16 protein-coding genes are annotated in these 15750 nt (G+C 71.6%); 14 read left to right on the top strand and 2 right to left on the bottom strand.

Annotation, left to right across the window (positions count from 1 at the left end; all coding sequences use genetic code 11):
• Positions 1-134 precede the first annotated feature (134 nt).
• From lepA to JCO01S_RS05120, 5 genes are all read left to right on the top strand, one after another.
• The gene (lepA, locus tag JCO01S_RS05140) at positions 135-1991 is read left to right on the top strand and encodes a translation elongation factor 4 (protein ID WP_068251752.1); all 1857 of its coding nucleotides are present in this window, start codon (positions 135-137) and stop codon (positions 1989-1991) included.
• 354 nt (positions 1992-2345) lie between these two features.
• Positions 2346-3155 carry a helix-turn-helix domain-containing protein gene (locus JCO01S_RS05135; protein ID WP_068251749.1) on the top strand — a complete coding sequence of 270 codons (810 nt, stop codon included), beginning with the start codon at positions 2346-2348 and terminating at the stop codon, positions 3153-3155.
• 38 nt (positions 3156-3193) lie between these two features.
• Entirely contained in the window at positions 3194-4234 is a 1041-nt protein-coding gene (locus tag JCO01S_RS05130; RefSeq protein WP_068251747.1) for a methyltransferase, read from the top strand.
• A 56-nt stretch (positions 4235-4290) separates the two neighbouring features.
• On the top strand, positions 4291-4689 hold the full coding sequence (locus JCO01S_RS05125) for a VOC family protein (protein ID WP_068251743.1): 399 nt from the start codon (positions 4291-4293) through the stop codon (positions 4687-4689).
• Between the two features lie 85 nt (positions 4690-4774).
• Positions 4775-5245 (top strand): hotdog fold domain-containing protein, encoded by a 471-nt coding sequence (locus JCO01S_RS05120; RefSeq protein ID WP_068251740.1) that lies wholly within the window; start codon positions 4775-4777, stop codon positions 5243-5245.
• A gap of 4 nt (positions 5246-5249) precedes the next feature.
• Here the strand turns inward: JCO01S_RS05120 and JCO01S_RS05115 are convergent, their stop codons facing one another.
• Positions 5250-6047, bottom strand: a complete 798-nt coding sequence (locus JCO01S_RS05115) for a tyrosine-protein phosphatase (protein WP_068251737.1) — start codon at positions 6045-6047, stop codon at positions 5250-5252.
• A 71-nt stretch (positions 6048-6118) separates the two neighbouring features.
• On the opposite strand from JCO01S_RS05115, the gene hemW reads away from it, so the two are divergent.
• The 3 genes from hemW to fabG all read left to right on the top strand — a co-directional run bounded on the left by hemW (position 6119) and on the right by fabG (position 8842).
• Entirely contained in the window at positions 6119-7354 is a 1236-nt protein-coding gene (hemW, locus tag JCO01S_RS05110; RefSeq protein WP_068251734.1) for a radical SAM family heme chaperone HemW, read from the top strand.
• A gap of 4 nt (positions 7355-7358) precedes the next feature.
• Complete coding sequence (locus JCO01S_RS05105) at positions 7359-8003, top strand: trimeric intracellular cation channel family protein (protein WP_084342643.1); 645 nt, start codon at positions 7359-7361, stop codon at positions 8001-8003.
• A gap of 83 nt (positions 8004-8086) precedes the next feature.
• A complete protein-coding gene (fabG, locus tag JCO01S_RS05100; RefSeq protein WP_068251731.1) occupies positions 8087-8842 on the top strand; it encodes a 3-oxoacyl-ACP reductase FabG in 756 nt (251 codons plus the stop codon).
• A 6-nt stretch (positions 8843-8848) separates the two neighbouring features.
• On the opposite strand, the gene JCO01S_RS05095 is transcribed toward fabG, so the two are convergent.
• On the bottom strand, positions 8849-9730 hold the full coding sequence (locus tag JCO01S_RS05095) for a DUF3097 domain-containing protein (protein WP_068251728.1): 882 nt from the start codon (positions 9728-9730) through the stop codon (positions 8849-8851).
• A gap of 129 nt (positions 9731-9859) precedes the next feature.
• Here JCO01S_RS05095 and hrcA point away from each other — a divergent pair, with 129 nt between their 5' ends.
• The 6 genes from hrcA (at position 9860) to JCO01S_RS05065 (ending at position 15709) form a co-directional block, all read left to right on the top strand.
• Positions 9860-10900: a heat-inducible transcriptional repressor HrcA gene (hrcA, locus tag JCO01S_RS05090; RefSeq protein ID WP_068251725.1), complete on the top strand. Its 1041-nt coding sequence runs from the start codon at positions 9860-9862 to the stop codon at positions 10898-10900.
• Between the two features lie 48 nt (positions 10901-10948).
• Entirely contained in the window at positions 10949-12073 is a 1125-nt protein-coding gene (dnaJ, locus tag JCO01S_RS05085; RefSeq protein WP_068251722.1) for a molecular chaperone DnaJ, read from the top strand.
• Positions 12074-12081: 8 nt separating this feature from the next.
• Positions 12082-12822 carry a 16S rRNA (uracil(1498)-N(3))-methyltransferase gene (locus tag JCO01S_RS05080; protein WP_068251719.1) on the top strand — a complete coding sequence of 247 codons (741 nt, stop codon included), beginning with the start codon at positions 12082-12084 and terminating at the stop codon, positions 12820-12822.
• Between the two features lie 63 nt (positions 12823-12885).
• Entirely contained in the window at positions 12886-13944 is a 1059-nt protein-coding gene (locus JCO01S_RS05075) for a PhoH family protein (protein ID WP_084342642.1), read from the top strand.
• Complete coding sequence (ybeY, locus tag JCO01S_RS05070; protein ID WP_068251716.1) at positions 13941-14411, top strand: rRNA maturation RNase YbeY; 471 nt, start codon at positions 13941-13943, stop codon at positions 14409-14411. Before JCO01S_RS05075 ends, ybeY begins: the two co-directional genes overlap by 4 nt.
• Positions 14408-15709, top strand: coding sequence for a hemolysin family protein (locus JCO01S_RS05065; protein WP_068251713.1), 1302 nt, complete (start codon positions 14408-14410; stop codon positions 15707-15709). The genes ybeY and JCO01S_RS05065 overlap by 4 nt, the downstream gene beginning before the upstream one ends.
• Positions 15710-15750: the final 41 nt, after the last annotated feature.

Genomic DNA, 15750 nt, shown 5'->3' with positions numbered 1-15750 from the left:
ACGCGTCCTCGTCGAAGGGGGCCGGTCACCTGCTGGTGGCCGGCCCCCTTCGCGCATACCGCCCGGGGGTCATCCCCTCCTCATGGGAGGATGACCCTGAAGCCCTGCCCCGTCGACCCAGAGGTCCAGCACTCGTGTCACCCCAGGCCAGCACGGCCCACGCGCCCAACGCGACCCCGCCGGCCCAGATCCGCAACTTCTGCATCATCGCCCACATCGACCACGGCAAGTCGACGCTGGCGGACCGCATGCTGCAGATCACCGGGGTCGTCGAGGAGCGCAAGATGCGGGCGCAGTTCCTGGACCGGATGGACATCGAGCGCGAGCGCGGCATCACGATCAAGTCCCAGGCCGTGCGGATGCCGTGGGAGGTCCTCGACGAGTCCTTCACGCTGAACATGATCGACACCCCGGGCCACGTGGACTTCACCTACGAGGTCTCCCGTTCGCTGGCCGCCTGTGAGGGCGCGATCCTGCTCGTCGACGCCGCCCAGGGGATCGAGGCCCAGACGCTGGCCAACCTCTACCTGGCCATGGAGCACGAGCTGACGATCATCCCGGTGCTGAACAAGATCGACCTGCCCGGGGCGATGCCCGAGAAGTACGCCGATGAGCTGGCCGGCCTCATCGGCTGCGAGCCCGAGGACGTGCTGCGGGTCAGCGGCAAGACCGGCGAGGGCGTCGAGGACCTGCTCGACGAGATCGTCGCGCAGTTCCCGCCGCCCGAGGGGCAGGCGGACGCCCCCTCACGGGCGATGATCTTCGACTCGGTCTACGACAACTACCGCGGTGTCGTCACCTACGTGCGGGTCGTCGACGGCCACCTGGAGTCCCGCGAGAAGATCGTGATGATGTCGACGAAGGCGACCCACGAGCTCCTCGAGATCGGGGTCATCTCACCGGACATGACCCCGAGCAAGGGGTTGGGCGTCGGCGAGGTCGGCTACCTCATCACCGGCGTGAAGGACGTGCGCCAGTCCAAGGTCGGTGACACCGTCACGAGCGCGGCGGCGCCGGCGGAGCAGGCGATCGGTGGCTACAAGGAGCCCCGGCCGATGGTCTTCTCCGGGCTCTACCCGATGGACGGCTCGGACTACCCGGTGCTGCGCGACGCCCTGGACAAGCTCAAGCTCAACGACGCGGCGCTGGTGTACGAGCCGGAGACCTCGGCGGCGCTCGGTTTCGGCTTCCGGTGCGGCTTCCTCGGCCTGCTCCACCTGGAGATCATCCGGGAGCGGCTGGAGCGGGAGTTCAACCTCGACCTCATCTCCACCCACCCCAACGTCGTCTACCAGGTGACGATGGACGACGGGACCCGGCTCGAGGTGACCAACCCCAGCGAGTTCCCCTACGGCAAGGTCGACGAGGTCCGCGAGCCGATCGTCAAGGCCACGCTGCTGACCCCGAGCGAGCACATCGGCGCGGTGATGGAGCTCTGCCAGGGCAAGCGCGGCCGGATGGACGGGATGGACTACCTCTCCGAGGACCGCGTCGAGATGCGCTACACGCTGCCGCTCGCGGAGATCGTCTTCGACTTCTTCGACCAGCTGATGTCGCGCACCCGCGGCTACGCCTCGCTGGAGTACCAGGAGGCCGGCGACCAGGTCGCCGACCTGGTCAAGGTCGACATCCTGCTGCAGGGCGACGCGGTCGACGCCTTCAGTGCCGTCGTGCACAAGGACATGGCCTACGCCTACGGCACGAAGATGGCCACCCGCCTCAAGGAGCTCATCCCGCGCCAGCAGTTCGAGGTCCCCATCCAGGCGGCCGTCGGCTCTCGGGTCATCGCCCGCGAGACCATCCGGGCGATCCGCAAGGACGTGCTTGCCAAGTGCTACGGCGGTGACATCTCCCGCAAGCGCAAGCTCCTGGAGAAGCAGAAGGAGGGCAAGAGGCGGATGAAGAACATCGGGACCGTCGAGGTCCCGCAGGAGGCCTTCATCGCCGCGCTCTCCTCCGACGGGTCGGCCGGGGACAAGGCCAAGAAGTAGACCCCGGCTCCCTGAGGTGTGAAGGCCGCCCGCGGCCGAGCCTCGAAGGAGGCGAGGAGCGAGGTACGAATGGGCGCTCCCGGCGCGGGCGCGGTGGACGCGCCCTTGGTCGCTCGTTCCTCGCTCCCTGAGTCGGGCGCGCTCACCGGTCCGCGCCGTCCGCTCGATGCCGCACCCCCTCCCGCGACTCATGTGTTACTCGCAGGTACTGCACCACGCTGCGCGCAACCAACGAGATGGATCGTCGGAAGATCAAGGTTCGGTCAGTTCTCGACATCCCGAGCGTAGTGTCGTACCCGCGAGTTACTTGGTCTTCGGGAGCGGTATGGCTTGCCCAGGCGCTACCGTCGATGCATGACGGGGACACAGCCTGAGCCTGGCGCCATCCCCACCGCGCTGCGGCCCTACGTCGAGTCGATGGTGGGGTACCGGATCGCCGGGGCGCAGCCGGGTACGCACATCGGGATGCCCTCGGGCAGCGCCACCCTCATCCTCTCCCTCGACCAGCCCCTGGACCTGATCGGTGCCGACGGGCGAAGGGGGCGCTTCGACACCCTGCTCGCCGGGCTGCACGCGAGCCCGGCCCGGATCCTGCACGACGGCTCCCAGCACGGGGTGCAGCTCGACCTGACCCCGAGGGGAGTCGCCGTGCTGCTCGGCGGGCCACCGGGTGAGGTGTCCGGCACCTCGGTCGACCTCGGGGAGCTCATCGGGCCGAGCGCGCGCCGGCTGCACGAGCGGTTGGGTGAGACGCCGGACTGGCCGGCCCGCTTCGCCCTCGTCCTGGAGTCGCTCTTCGCGCACCGCGAGCCCCGGTGGCAGCCGTGCCCGGAGGTGGACCACGCCTGGCAGGCGCTGACCCGCAGCCGTGGGCAGGCACCGATCGCGGGGCTGGCCCGTGAGGTCGGGTGGTCCACCCGCCACCTGGGGGAGCGCTTCCGGCAGGAGTTCGGCCATCCGCCGAAGACGGTTGCCCGAGTGCTGCGCTTCCAGGAGAGTCGCCGCCTCGTCGCGGCCGGGGCCCCGCCCGCGCTGGCTGCCGCTCGCGCGGGCTATGCCGACCAGAGCCACCAGAGCCGTGACTGGGTCGACTTCGCCGGGACCCCGCCCGGTCGGTGGCTGCGGGAGGACGAGATCGCATTCGTCCAAGACCGGGAGCGCTGAGCGGGGGAGGCTCGCGGGCACGTGAGAGGGAGGACGCCATGACGGACACGGACGGGACGCTGCCGCAGCGGGAGCCGACGGCGTGGGACCAGCTGGCCCCGGTGATCGACCTCGTGACGCCGTTGGCGGTACGGGCCGCCGCGACACTGCGGGTCGCCGATGCCCTGGCCGACGGACCGATGCCGCTCGAGGAGGCAGCGCGGCGGTGCGGCGCGGAGCCGGGGGCGCTCGTGCGGTTGCTGCGCCACCTGGCGTGCAAGGGGCTCTTCACCGAGTCCGAGCCCGGCACCTTCGGGCTGACCGGCACCGGTGACCTGCTGCGCTCGGACCACCCCTCGCAGATGCGCGTCCAGCTCGACCTCGACGGGTTCGGCGGCCGGATGGACCTCGTCTTCACCGGGCTCGTGCACACCCTGCGGACGGGGGAGCCGGCCTGGGAGAGCGTCTTCGGCGCCCCCTTCTGGCGTCACCTGGCGGAGGACGAGGTCATGGGGGAGTCCTTCGACGCGGTCATGGCAGCCGGGCCGGAGTACTTCGAGGACGTGATGAGCGCCTTCGACTGGGAGCGGGCCGGGCACGTCGTCGACGTCGGCGGGGGCACGGGAGAGCTGCTCGCCGCCGTGCTCAGCGCGCACGAGCAGCTGTGGGGGACACTGCTGGACCTGCCCGCGACGGCGGAACGAGGTCGGGCCCGGCTCGCCGAGTCCGGCCTGCTGGACCGCTGCGAGATCGCGTCGCAGAGCTTCTTCGATCCGTTGCCGACAGGCGGCGACACCTACGTCCTGGCCTCGGTCATCCACGACTGGCCGGACGAGGACGCCGTGCGCATCCTGCGACGCTGCGCCGAGGCCGCGGGCCGCTCCGGACGGGTCCTCATCCTCGAGGGCCACGGCAGCGACGGAGGCGACCCGGCGATGTTCGCCGAGATGGACCTGCGGATGTACACGATCGCGGGCGGGCGGGAGCGGACCCTCGAGGAGTTCCGGGTGCTCATCGGCGCCGCGGGTCTGGCGGAGGTCGCGGTCCGCGGTACCGCGCTGGACCAGATCGGTATCGAGTGCGTGCCCGTCGCGGGCTGAGGTCGGCTCGCATTCGTCCAAGACCGCGGGGCGCACACGGCGGCAGACTGCTCGGCATGGACACGACACCGCAGACACGGACCGACCACGACATCTGGCCCGGCTTGACCGCCGCCGACCCGATCGCCCTGCGCGAGTGGCTGACGGGCCTCGGCTTCACCGAGGGCGTCCTCGTGGAGGGGGATGGGATCGTCCAGCACAGCGAGATGCTCTGGCCCGAGGGCGGCCGGGTGATGATCTCCAGCGCCCGCCCCGAGGATCCGCACTTCAGCACCCCCGTCGGTGGGGCGATGCTCTATGTCGTCACCGAGGAGCCGGACGCCGTCCACGAGCGGGCGAAGGGAGCCGGCGCCGAGTTCACCAGGCCGCTGGAGGACGCGGACCACGGCTCCCGCGGCTTCAGCATCCGCGACCCCGAGGGCAACTCCTGGAGCTTCGGCACGTACGCCGGGTGAGGCCAGCCCCGGCCCGGCCGAGGGTGACGGACGCGACCCTCGGGGACGGTTCCGGCACAAGGGGGTTCGTGCCTAGGGTGACTCCATGGCCCAGCAGACCTTCGACCTCTATCGGCGCATCACCCGGCTCCCGGCGGGCAAGCGCATCTTCTCCCTCCTCTACAGCCTCAAGGCGCCGTACTTCGCGACCGTGCGCCCCAATGTCCGAGAGGTGCGGGCCAACTACGCCGAGGTCTCGATCAGCAACCGTCGGCGGGTGCACAACCACATCGGCACCGTGCACGCGATCGCGGTGTGCAACGGGCTCGAGGCAGCGATGGGGCTGCTCGCCGAGGCGACCTGCCCGGCAGACAAGCGCTGGCTTCCCCGCGGCCTGAGCGTGAGCTACCCCGCGAAGTCGAGCACCGACCTGCTGTGCATCGCCGAGACCGACCCGCAGCAGTGGGAGGCGACCCCCGGGGACGTCGACATCCGGGTGCGGGCGATCCGCACCGACGGCGAGGTCGTCGTCGAGGGAGTCATCCCCGTCTACGTCTCGATGAAGAAGAAGGCCTGAGCCCTCACCCCGCGAGGCGCGCGCGCAGCTGCTCGAGCTGCTCCTCGCCCCACCCGTGCTCACGCAGCCAGCCGGCCGCGCCCCCGTGGGCCGACTGCAGCTGCTCGAGGATCGCGACCATGGTCTCCGGCTGGGGAGTCTGCTCCTGCAGCGAGCGGCCCCGCAGGCCGGCGGCGTAGGGCTCCACGTCGGCCAGCCGGTCGACGATCCTGGCGATCCGCTCGGCGGAGGCGGCGTAGTCGGCGACGATCTCCTCCTCCGGCACCCCCGCGACGGACAGCGCGAGCGCGGTGACGGTCCCGGTGCGGTCCTTGCCTGCGGCGCAGTGGACGACTGCTCCGCCACGGCTCCTCGCGATCGCCGCGAGGGCGCCCGCGACCGAGTCCGGCCGCTGATCCAGGTAGCCCAGGTAGTGGCGGGTCCAGAAGTCGGGGGAGCCGCGGTCCTCCTCGCTCCGCAGCAGCAGGGCCTCGGAGCCGGCCCGGCCCGAGCCACCGCTGCCGTCGGAGCCGATCCGGTCCCGGTAAGCGTCGTCGGCCATGAAGCTCAGGTGGTGGTGGGCCAGCGGGGTCTGCGTGAGCGGGCCCGGGCCGGTCAGCTCCCGCTCGGTGTCGCTGCGCAGGTCGATGACGTCGGTGACACCCACTGCGTCGATGAGGTGGCGCACGTCCGCGTCGGTGAGGTCCTGCAGGTTGTCGCTGCGGATGAGGCTGCCCTCGCGGGTGCGCCGACCACCGTGGGTCGGAAGCCCCCCGAGATCACGCATGTTGACGACGCCATCGAGCTCGATCCACCGGGTCATGGACCCACCGTAGCCAGCCCGGTCAGACCGCCGATGACCGCGGGGTGGGGCCCCGATGTGAAAATGAGTCGGTGCCCACCCTTCCCGACGGCGATCCCGCGCCCCGCGACGGCACCCTGCCCGCTGCCGCCCGCGCCGCGGTCGGTCGGCGACCCCTCGGGATCTACCTGCACGTGCCCTTCTGCACGGTGCGCTGCGGTTACTGCGACTTCAACACCTACACCCCCACCGAGCTCGGCCCCCCCGGTGGGCCGAAGGGGGCCGGCCCCGCCACGTGGGCGGACGCGGCCCTGCGCGAGCTGGACCTGGCCGTCGAGGTGCTCGGGGACACGCCGCCGGTCTCGACCGTCTTCGTCGGAGGCGGTACCCCCACGCTGCTGGACCCGCAGGACCTCACCCGCGTCCTCGCCGGCATCGAGGAGCGCTGGGGCCTCACCCCCGACGCGGAGGTGAGCACCGAGGCCAACCCGGACTCGGTCGACGACCGGAGCCTGACGACCCTGGCCGAAGGGGGCTTCACCCGCGTCAGCATGGGCATGCAGTCCTCGGTGCCCTCCGTCCTGACCACTCTCGATCGCACCCACGACCCCGCCGGTGTCGCCACGGCGGTGACCGCGGCGCGCGCCGCGGGCCTGTCCGTGAGCCTCGACCTCATCTACGGCACCCCGGGCGAGACGCTGGAGGACTGGGGCACCTCCCTTCGCTCCGCGGTGGAGCTGGCCCCCGACCACGTCTCGGCCTACGCCCTGACCGTCGAGGAGGGCACGAAGCTGGCCGCACGGGTGCGCCGGGGCGAGCTCCCGATGCCGACCGGCGACGACGAGGCGGACAAGTACGAGCTCGCCGACGAGCTGCTCGCCGGCGCGGGCTACGAGTGGTACGAGATCAGCAACTGGGCGGCGGGTCAGCACGACCGCTGCCGCCACAACGAGGCCTACTGGCGTGGCGACGACTGGTGGGGGATCGGCCCCGGAGCGCACAGCCACGTCGCCGGCACCCGCTGGTGGAACGTCAAGCACCCCGCCGCGTGGGCGCAGCGCCTGACCGAGGGGTCCCCGGCGGCCGCGCGGGAGGTGCTCACGGCCGAGCAGCGCCACGACGAGGAGGTGCTGCTCGGCGTCCGGCTGCGCGAGGGGCTGCCGACGGACGTTCTCGCCCCCGGTGGCCGGCGCGCGGTCGCGGGCCTCATCGCCGACGGCCTGCTCGATGGGCGGGCCGCGGTCGGGGGCCGCCTCGTGCTCACCCGCCGCGGTCGTCTGCTCGCGGACACCGTCGTGCACCAGCTCCTGACGGACGGGGAGGGCTGAGCGCGTGGAGCAGATCCTGGCCGTCCCCGACTTCATCCGCTTCCTCGATCTCGTCGGCGTGGCCGCCAACGGCCTGCTCGGCGGGGCGGTGGCCCGCCGCAGCCGCCTGGACCCGGTCGGCTTCGTGGTCCTGGCCATCATCTCCGCGCTCGGCGGCGGGGCGATCCGCGACGTCCTGCTCGACCTGCGGCCGATCGCCCTCGTCGACCTGTCCTACCTGGGGACCGCGCTCGCGGCGGCGGCCATCGCCTTCCTCATCCCCCTGGAGGGGCGGCGCTGGCGGCAGTGCTTCCCGTGGGTCGACGCGATCGCGCTCGGCACCTGGGCGGTCGTCGGCACCGAGAAGGCGCTGCTGCACGGCCTGGGCTGGCTGCCGGCGGTGCTGCTCGGTGTGATGACAGCCTGCGGCGGTGGCGCGGTGCGGGACATGATGCTCGGCCGGGTACCGATCATCCTGCAGCAGTCGGAGCTCTACGCCACGGCGGCCTTCGTCGGGGGACTGGTGCTGGTCGTGGTCCGGGAGCTCGTCACACCCACGGCGGGCTCCCTCGCCGGCCTCGTCGTCGGCTTCGGGCTGTGCCTGATCGCGCGCAAGCGGGGCTGGGTGCTGCCCACCCACACCCGCTGGACGCGCGAGCACCCCGACTGACCGGTCTCCGGACGCTGGTGGGCACCGGCCGGGACCATCGGGGACCATGACCCTGACAGCACCCATCGACCCAGGAGCAGCGCATGAGCCCCACCCGTACCGCCGTCGTCACCGGAGCCGCCCGGGGGATCGGGAGGGCGATCGCCCTTCGCCTGGCCACCGACGGGCACCACGTGGCCGTCCTCGACCTCGACGAGTCCGCCTGCCAGGAGGTCGCCGACGAGATCACCGAAGGGGGCGGTACCGCCCTGGCAGTGGGCGTGGACGTCTCGGACCCGGAGCAGGTCGAGGCGGGCGTGGCCCGGATCGCCGACGAGCTCGGCACGCCGACGCTGCTGGTCAACAACGCCGGCATCATCCGCGACAACCTCATCTTCAAGATGGGCGTCGAGGACTGGGACGCGGTCCTGGGTGTCCATCTGCGCGGCGCTTTCCTCATGACCAAGGCGGTCCAGGCCCACATGACGGCCGAGAAGTACGGGCGCATCGTCAACCTCTCCTCGACCTCCGCACTCGGCAACCGCGGGCAGGTGAACTACTCGGCCGCGAAGGCGGGCATGCAGGGCTTCACCAAGACCCTGGCCATCGAGCTCGGGAAGTTCGGCGTCACCGCCAACGCGATCGCGCCCGGGTTCATCCAGACCGACATGACACGGGCGACGGCCGAGCGGATGGGCGTGCCCTTCGAGGACTTCCTCGCCCACGCGGCCAAGGAGGTCCCGGTCCAGCGGGCCGGCCAGCCGGAGGACATCGCCGCGACGGCCTCCTTCCTGCTCTCCGAGGAGGCGGGCTACGTCTCCGGGCAGGTTATCTACGTCGCCGGCGGCCCGAAGGACTGACGCACCTCAGGGGCCGTCGGCGGTGACGAAGTCGATCAGCTCCTCGACCCGGCCGAGCAGGGCCGGCTCGAGGTCGGTGTAGCTGCGCACGGTGCCGAGGATGCGCTGCCAGGCCCGGGCGATGTCCGCCTGCGTCTCGTGGGGCCAGCCGAGGTGGGCGCAGATCCCGCGCTTCCACTCCATCGAGCGGGGGATCTGCGGCCAGGCCTCCATGCCGAGGCGCTGCGGCCGCACCGACTGCCACACGTCGACATAGGGGTGGCCGACGATCAGGGCGTGCTCCGGGGCGACGCGGGCGGCCTGCGCCACGATCCGCGACTCCTTCGTGCCGGGGACGAGGTGGTCGACGAGCACGCCCATGCGCCGGCCGTCGCCCGGCGCGAAGTCGCGGATCACCCCGGCGAGGTCGTCGACCCCGTCGAGCATCTCCACGACGACCCCTTCGACACGCAGGTCGTGGCCCCAGACCTGCTCGACGAGCTCGGCATCGTGCTTGCCCTCGACGAAGATCCGGGACCCGCGCGCCACCCGGGCGCGGTGGTCGCGCACGGCGACCGATCCGCTCGCGGTGCGCGAGCTCGCCTGCTCGGCCGCGGCCAGGGCCGCACGGCCGGCCCCCTTCGGCGGGACCAGACGCACGGGCGCACCATCGAGGAGGAAGCCCGGACCCAGCGGGAAGGCCTTGACCTTGCCCCGGCGGTCCTCCAGGTGCACGACCCGGACACCGCCGGCCTTCTCCACAGCGACGACGGCACCGACCCAGCCGGTCTCGACGTCCTCGACGACGAGACCGGTCTCGGCCTCGAGATCGCGAGCGGTGGGGCGGGCGAGGCGCCCCGTGGAGCGCCAGCCGCCGGCGAGGACGTCGGATCCGTATCGGTCAGTCACGTCAGGACCGTAGGCCGGGGCGGGCGGGGCGAAGGGGGCGGCACGCCGGATTCCCGGGAATGAATGCTCCGGTCCTAGAATTGGCACTCAGGAGATCGGAGTGCCAGTGATTCGAGGGAGGAGGTCCCCGTGAACGACGAGCGGCGCATGGCCGTGCTCAGCGCGATCGTCGAGGACTACGTCCAGACCTCGGAGCCGGTGGGGTCCAAGGCACTGCTGGATCGGCACCAGTTGAACGTGTCCGCGGCCACCGTGCGCAACGACATGGCGGCACTCGAGGACGAGGGGCTCATCGTCGCCCCGCACACCTCCGCGGGACGCATCCCCACCGATGCCGGGTACCGGCTCTTCGTCGACCGGCTGCAGGCCATCCGGCCGATGTCCCGGGGCGAGCGGGCCGCGATCACCGACTTCCTCGAGGGCGCCGACGAGCTCGACGTCGTCCTGGACCGGACCGTGCGTCTCCTCTCCTCGCTGACCCGGCAGGTCGCGGTCGTGCAGTACCCCTCGCTGACCCGGAGCACCGTCAAGCACATCGAGCTGGTCCCGATGAACGAGACCCGGCTGATGGTCGTGGTGATCATGGGCACCGGGCGGGTCGAGCAGCGGATCGTGCCCACCACGGTCGACTACACGACGCAGGCCGGTGAGGAGGTGCTGGGGCGGGCCCGGACCCTGGTCAACGCCGTGACCCGCGAGCGTCGTCTCGCGGAGGCACGGACGGCCCTGAAGGCCCTGCACGACGGTGACGTGGAGACCGAGGACGCCCTCACGGCCGGCGTCCTCGAGGCCCTCGAGGACGCCCTCGCCGACGAGCGCGAGACGAAGGTCACGCTCGCCGGCACGGCGAACCTGGCCCGCAGCCCGCAGGACTTCCCGATGACCTTGGAGCCGGTGCTCGACGCGCTCGAGCAGCAGGTCGTCCTGCTCAAGCTGCTCAGCGTCGAGGCCCAGGGGACCGCCGCGGGCGGCCGGGTCGCGGTCCGCATCGGTTCGGAGAACCAGGTCTCCGGGCTGCAGGGGACCTCCCTGGTCACCACGGCGTACGGTTCCGAGGAGGAAGAGGTCGGCGCCATCGGTGTGCTGGGGCCGACCCGTATGGACTACCCGGCGACGATCGCGCAGGTGCGAGCCGTCGCGACCTATCTCTCGCGGATCATCAACGGCTGACGGCCGTTCGATCCGCGCCGACCACCACGACATCACGAGGACCAAGGCGTGAACGACTACTACGAGGACCTGGGCGTCAGCCACGACGCGAGCCAGGAGGACATCAAGCGGGCCTACCGCAAGCTGGCCCGCACGCTGCACCCGGACGTCAACCCGGGCCCCGAGGCGGAGGAGCGCTTCAAGGAGGTCAGCCAGGCCTACGACGTGCTCGGTGACGAGACCAAGCGTCGCCAGTACGACATGGGCGCCGACCCCTACGGCGGCTCCCAGGACGGCTTCGGCGCCGGCTTCACCTTCAGCGACATCATGGAGCAGTTCTTCGGCGCCGCCGGTGCCGGTGGGCGCGGCCGCGGTCCCCGCTCGCGGCGCTCCCGCGGCCAGGACGGGCTCGTCGGGCTGCAGGTCGACCTCGACGCGGCCGTCTTCGGCGGCCAGGAGGACCTGACGATCGACACCGCCACGGTCTGCACCCACTGCTCCGGCGACGGCAGCCAGCCGGGCACCGGCCGGCGCACCTGCGAGACCTGTGGCGGTCAGGGCGAGATCCAGCAGGTGCAACGCTCCTTCCTCGGTCAGGTGATGACCAGCCGGCCGTGCCCCACCTGCCAGGGCTTCGGCGAGATCATCATCAGCCCGTGCCACGAGTGCGCCGGCCAGGGACGGCTGCGCACCCGCCGCACGCTGAAGGTCAAGATCCCCGCCGGTGTCGACACCGGCACCCGGATCCACCTCGCGGGCGAAGGGGAGGTCGGGCCCGGTGGTGGGCCGGCCGGGGACCTCTACGTCGAGCTGCAGGTCCGCCCGCACGAGACCTTCACCCGCCGCGGGGACGACCTGCACGCGACCGTCGCCGTCCCGATGACCGCGGCCGCCCTCGGCGTCGAGATCGACTTCGAGACCCTCGACGGCACCCGGCAGATCACCCTGGAGCGGGGTACCCAGCCCGGCGACACGGTGATCCTCTCCGGCCTCGGCGTGGGCCACCTGCGCACCGACGGCCGCGGTGACCTGATCATCCACGCCGACGTGCGCACGCCCACGCACCTGGACGAGGAGCAGGAGTCGCTGCTGCGGGAGCTGGCCAGCGTGCGCGACGAGGAGCAGCCGGACGGGCAGCCCGCCGACGCCGACTCCGGCTTCGTCGGCCGGCTGCGGCACGCCTTCAGGCGCTGAGCCCACCGGTGACCGCGCCGCTCTTCCTCGTCGATCCTCCGGCGCTCGACGGGCTCACGACCGACTCGGTCGTGGACCTCACCGGGGCCGAGGCCCACCACGCGGCCACCGTCGTCCGGCTGCGGGTGGGGGAGGAGGTGCTCGTCGGCGACCGGCGCGGTGCCCGCGTGCTCACCGAGACCGCCGAGGTCTCCGGTGACACGGTGCGGTTGCGGGTGCTGGAGCGCGCCGACGAGCCGGAGCCCTCCCTTCGCCTGACCCTCGTGCAGGCCCTGGCCAAGGACGGACGCGACGAGGACGCCGTCGAGGCCGCCACCGAGCTCGGCGTCGACCGGATCATCCCGTGGCAGGCCGAGCGCTCGATCGTGCGCTGGAAGGGACCCAAGGTCGACAAGGGGCTGCGCAAGTGGTCCCACGTCATCGAGCGTGCGGCCAAGCAGTCCCGCCGTGGACGGTGGCCGGACCTGGCCCCCATGGCCACCACCCGCGACCTGCTCCGGGAGTGTGCGGGGCGCACCGTGCTCGTCCTCCACGAGGAGGCGAGCACCCCGCTCGCGACCACGGACCTGCCCGGGGACGGCGAGGTCCTCCTCGTCGTCGGCCCCGAAGGGGGGATCGCCTCCCGGGAGATCGACTGGCTGACCGAGGCGGGGGCGACCACGGTCCGGCTCGGTCGGGAGGTGCTGCGTGCCTCGACCGCGGGGCCTGCCGCCATCGCAGTGGTCAACGCGGTGCACCGGTGGCGCTGAGCCGGGAGCGCCACCCGCCGCAGGGGTCCCCGGCGGGTCATCGCCCGTAGACTGGGCACCACGATGCCACGATCTGACAAACCCGACCTGCGCGCGCTCGAGGCGATCTCCGACGAGCCCCCGCAAGGATCTGCCCACGACGACGAGCACTCCTCGCAGACGATCGTCCTGCCGGACACCATCTCGATGGTCAGCCTGCTCGGTACCGGCGACCAGCTGCTGCGGACCATGGAGCGGGCCTTCCCCAAGGTGGAGATCCTCGTGCGGGGTAATGAGTTCCGCCTGCAGGGTCCGGCCGGGGACCTGGACGTCATCGACCGGCTGCTCGATGAGCTGACCGAGATCGTCGAGGCAGGGCAGCCGCTGAACCAGGACTCCGTGCAGCGCTCCATCATCATGCTCAAGGGCAGCACGCGGGAGCGGCCGGCCGATGTCCTGACCCAGAACATCGTCTCCAGCCGGGGGCGGACCGTCCGGCCCAAGACCCTCGGTCAGAAGCACTACGTCGACGGCATCGGCGAGAACACCGTGATCTTCGGGATCGGCCCCGCCGGGACCGGCAAGACCTACCTGGCCATGGCCAAGGCGGTCGCCGCGCTGCAGGCCAAGGAGGTGGGGCGGATCATCCTCACCCGACCCGCGGTCGAGGCGGGCGAGAAGCTGGGCTTCCTCCCCGGCACCCTCGGGGACAAGATCGACCCCTACCTGCGCCCGCTCTACGACGCGCTGCACGACATGATCGACCCGGAGTCGATCCCGCGGCTGATAGCTGCCGGGACGATCGAGGTCGCCCCGCTGGCCTTCATGCGCGGCCGGACGCTGAACAACTCCTTCATCATCCTCGACGAGGCGCAGAACACCTCGCCGGAGCAGATGAAGATGTTCCTCACCCGGCTCGGCTTCGGCTCCAAGATGGTCGTCACGGGTGACATCAGCCAGGTCGACCTGCCCGGCGGGACCCAGTCCGGACTACGGGTGGTGCGCCGGATCCTCGCCGACGTCGAGGACATCCACTTCGCCTACCTGGGGGCGGAGGACGTGGTCCGCCACCGACTCGTCGGCGAGATCGTGAATGCCTACGAGCGCTACGACGCCACCCGGTCGAAGGGGGAGAAGCAGTGAGCATCGAGGTGCTCAACGAGGTCGGCTACGACCTCTCGGAGATCGAGCTGGTGGGTGTCTCCCGCTACGTGCTGGAGGAGATGCGTGTCCACCCGCAGGTCGAGCTGTGCATCCGTCTCGTCGACGAGGAGACGATGACGGTCCTGCACGAGCAGTGGATGGACCTGCCCGGGCCGACTGACGTGATGAGCTTCCCGATGGACGAGCTGCGGCCCGGGCCGGAGGGGGAGACCTCCGACGAGGGCGTGCTCGGTGACATCGTGCTGTGCCCCTCGGTCGCCGAGAAGCAGGCCGCGGCAGCCGGCCACGCGCCCGTCGAGGAGTTGCTGCTGCTCACCACCCACGGGATCCTGCACCTGCTCGGATTCGACCATGCCGAGCCCGATGAGGAGAAGGAGATGTTCGAGCTGCAGCGCCAGCTGCTGCTCACCTTCCTCGCCGGACGGGGGCGGGAGCGACGGGCGTGACCGGTCTGATCATCGGGGTCGGCGTCTCGGTCGTCGCCGCCTTCGTCCTCACCCTGGTCGACGCCGCGATCGGCTCGGCCTCGCGAGTCGCCGCCGAGGAGGCCGAGGAGGCCGGCCGGCGCGGCGGCACCGCGCTGCGGCGGATCCTCCAGGGGGGAGCGGCGCCGATCTCCGTGCTCGCCTTCATGCGGGCGGTCGCCGAGGCCACGACCGCCGTGCTCGTGACGCTGCTCGTCACCGCACGGATCGAGGCGGCGGGCACCGCCCTGGTCGTGTCGATCGCGATCATGGTGCTCATCACCTTCGTCGTCGTCGGCGTCTCGCCCCGCACCCTCGGGCGCCAGCACAGCGCCCGGGTGGCCCTCATCGCGGCACCGGTCATGGTCTGGCTGCAGCGCATCCTCGGCCCCCTGGCCCGGCTGCTCGTCGCCTTCGGCAATGCCGTCACCCCCGGCGGCGGCTACCGCGACGGTCCCTTCCGCTCCGAGGCCGAGCTGCGCGACCTCCTCGACATCGCGGGGGAGCGCTCCCTCATCGAGGAGGAGGAGCGGGACATGCTCCACTCCGTCTTCGAGCTCGGCGACACCCTCGCCCGGGAGGTCATGGTGCCGCGCACCGACATGATCACCATCGAGGGGGACAAGGTCGCCCGCAAGGGGCTCAACCTGCTCATCCGCTCCGGCTTCTCCCGCATCCCCGTCGTCGGCGAGTCGACCGATGACATCATCGGCCTGCTCTACCTCAAGGACTGCGTGCGCCGGACCCTCGCCGACGAGTCGGCGGCGGACCTGCCGGTGGAGAAGCTGGCGCGGCCGGCCCCCTTCGTGCCGGAGAGCAAGCCGCTGGACGACCTGCTGCGGGAGATGCAGGGACACCAGACCCACGCGGCGATCGTCGTCGACGAGTACGGCGGCACCGCAGGCCTGGTGACGATCGAGGACATCCTCGAGGAGATCGTGGGGGAGATCACCGACGAGTACGACCGCGAGGGTCCCGGGGTCGAGGACCTCGGCGGGGAGCACTTCCGCGTCCCGGCCAACCTGCACCTGGACGACCTCGCCGAGCTCTACGACATGGACCTCGAGGACGAGGACGTCGACACCGTCGGTGGGCTCCTCGGCAAGGTGACCGGGCGGGTCCCGATCGTCGGCACGACGTGCGAGGTGGCCGGACTGCGCCTCACTGCTGAGAAGATGTCGGGGCGACGGCACCGGATCGCGACGGTGCTCGTCGAGCGCGAGCCATCACCAGACGCGGCGGAGGACGCCGCGCCGGACCACGAGGAGATCGGGGCATGACCGAGCACAGCGAGTGGCAGGCGGGCTTCGCCTGCCTCGTC

This window comes from Janibacter corallicola NBRC 107790 (genome assembly GCF_001570965.1).
GTDB classification, from domain to species: domain Bacteria; phylum Actinomycetota; class Actinomycetes; order Actinomycetales; family Dermatophilaceae; genus Janibacter; species Janibacter corallicola.
This window is presented reverse-complemented; position numbering and strand designations above follow the sequence as displayed.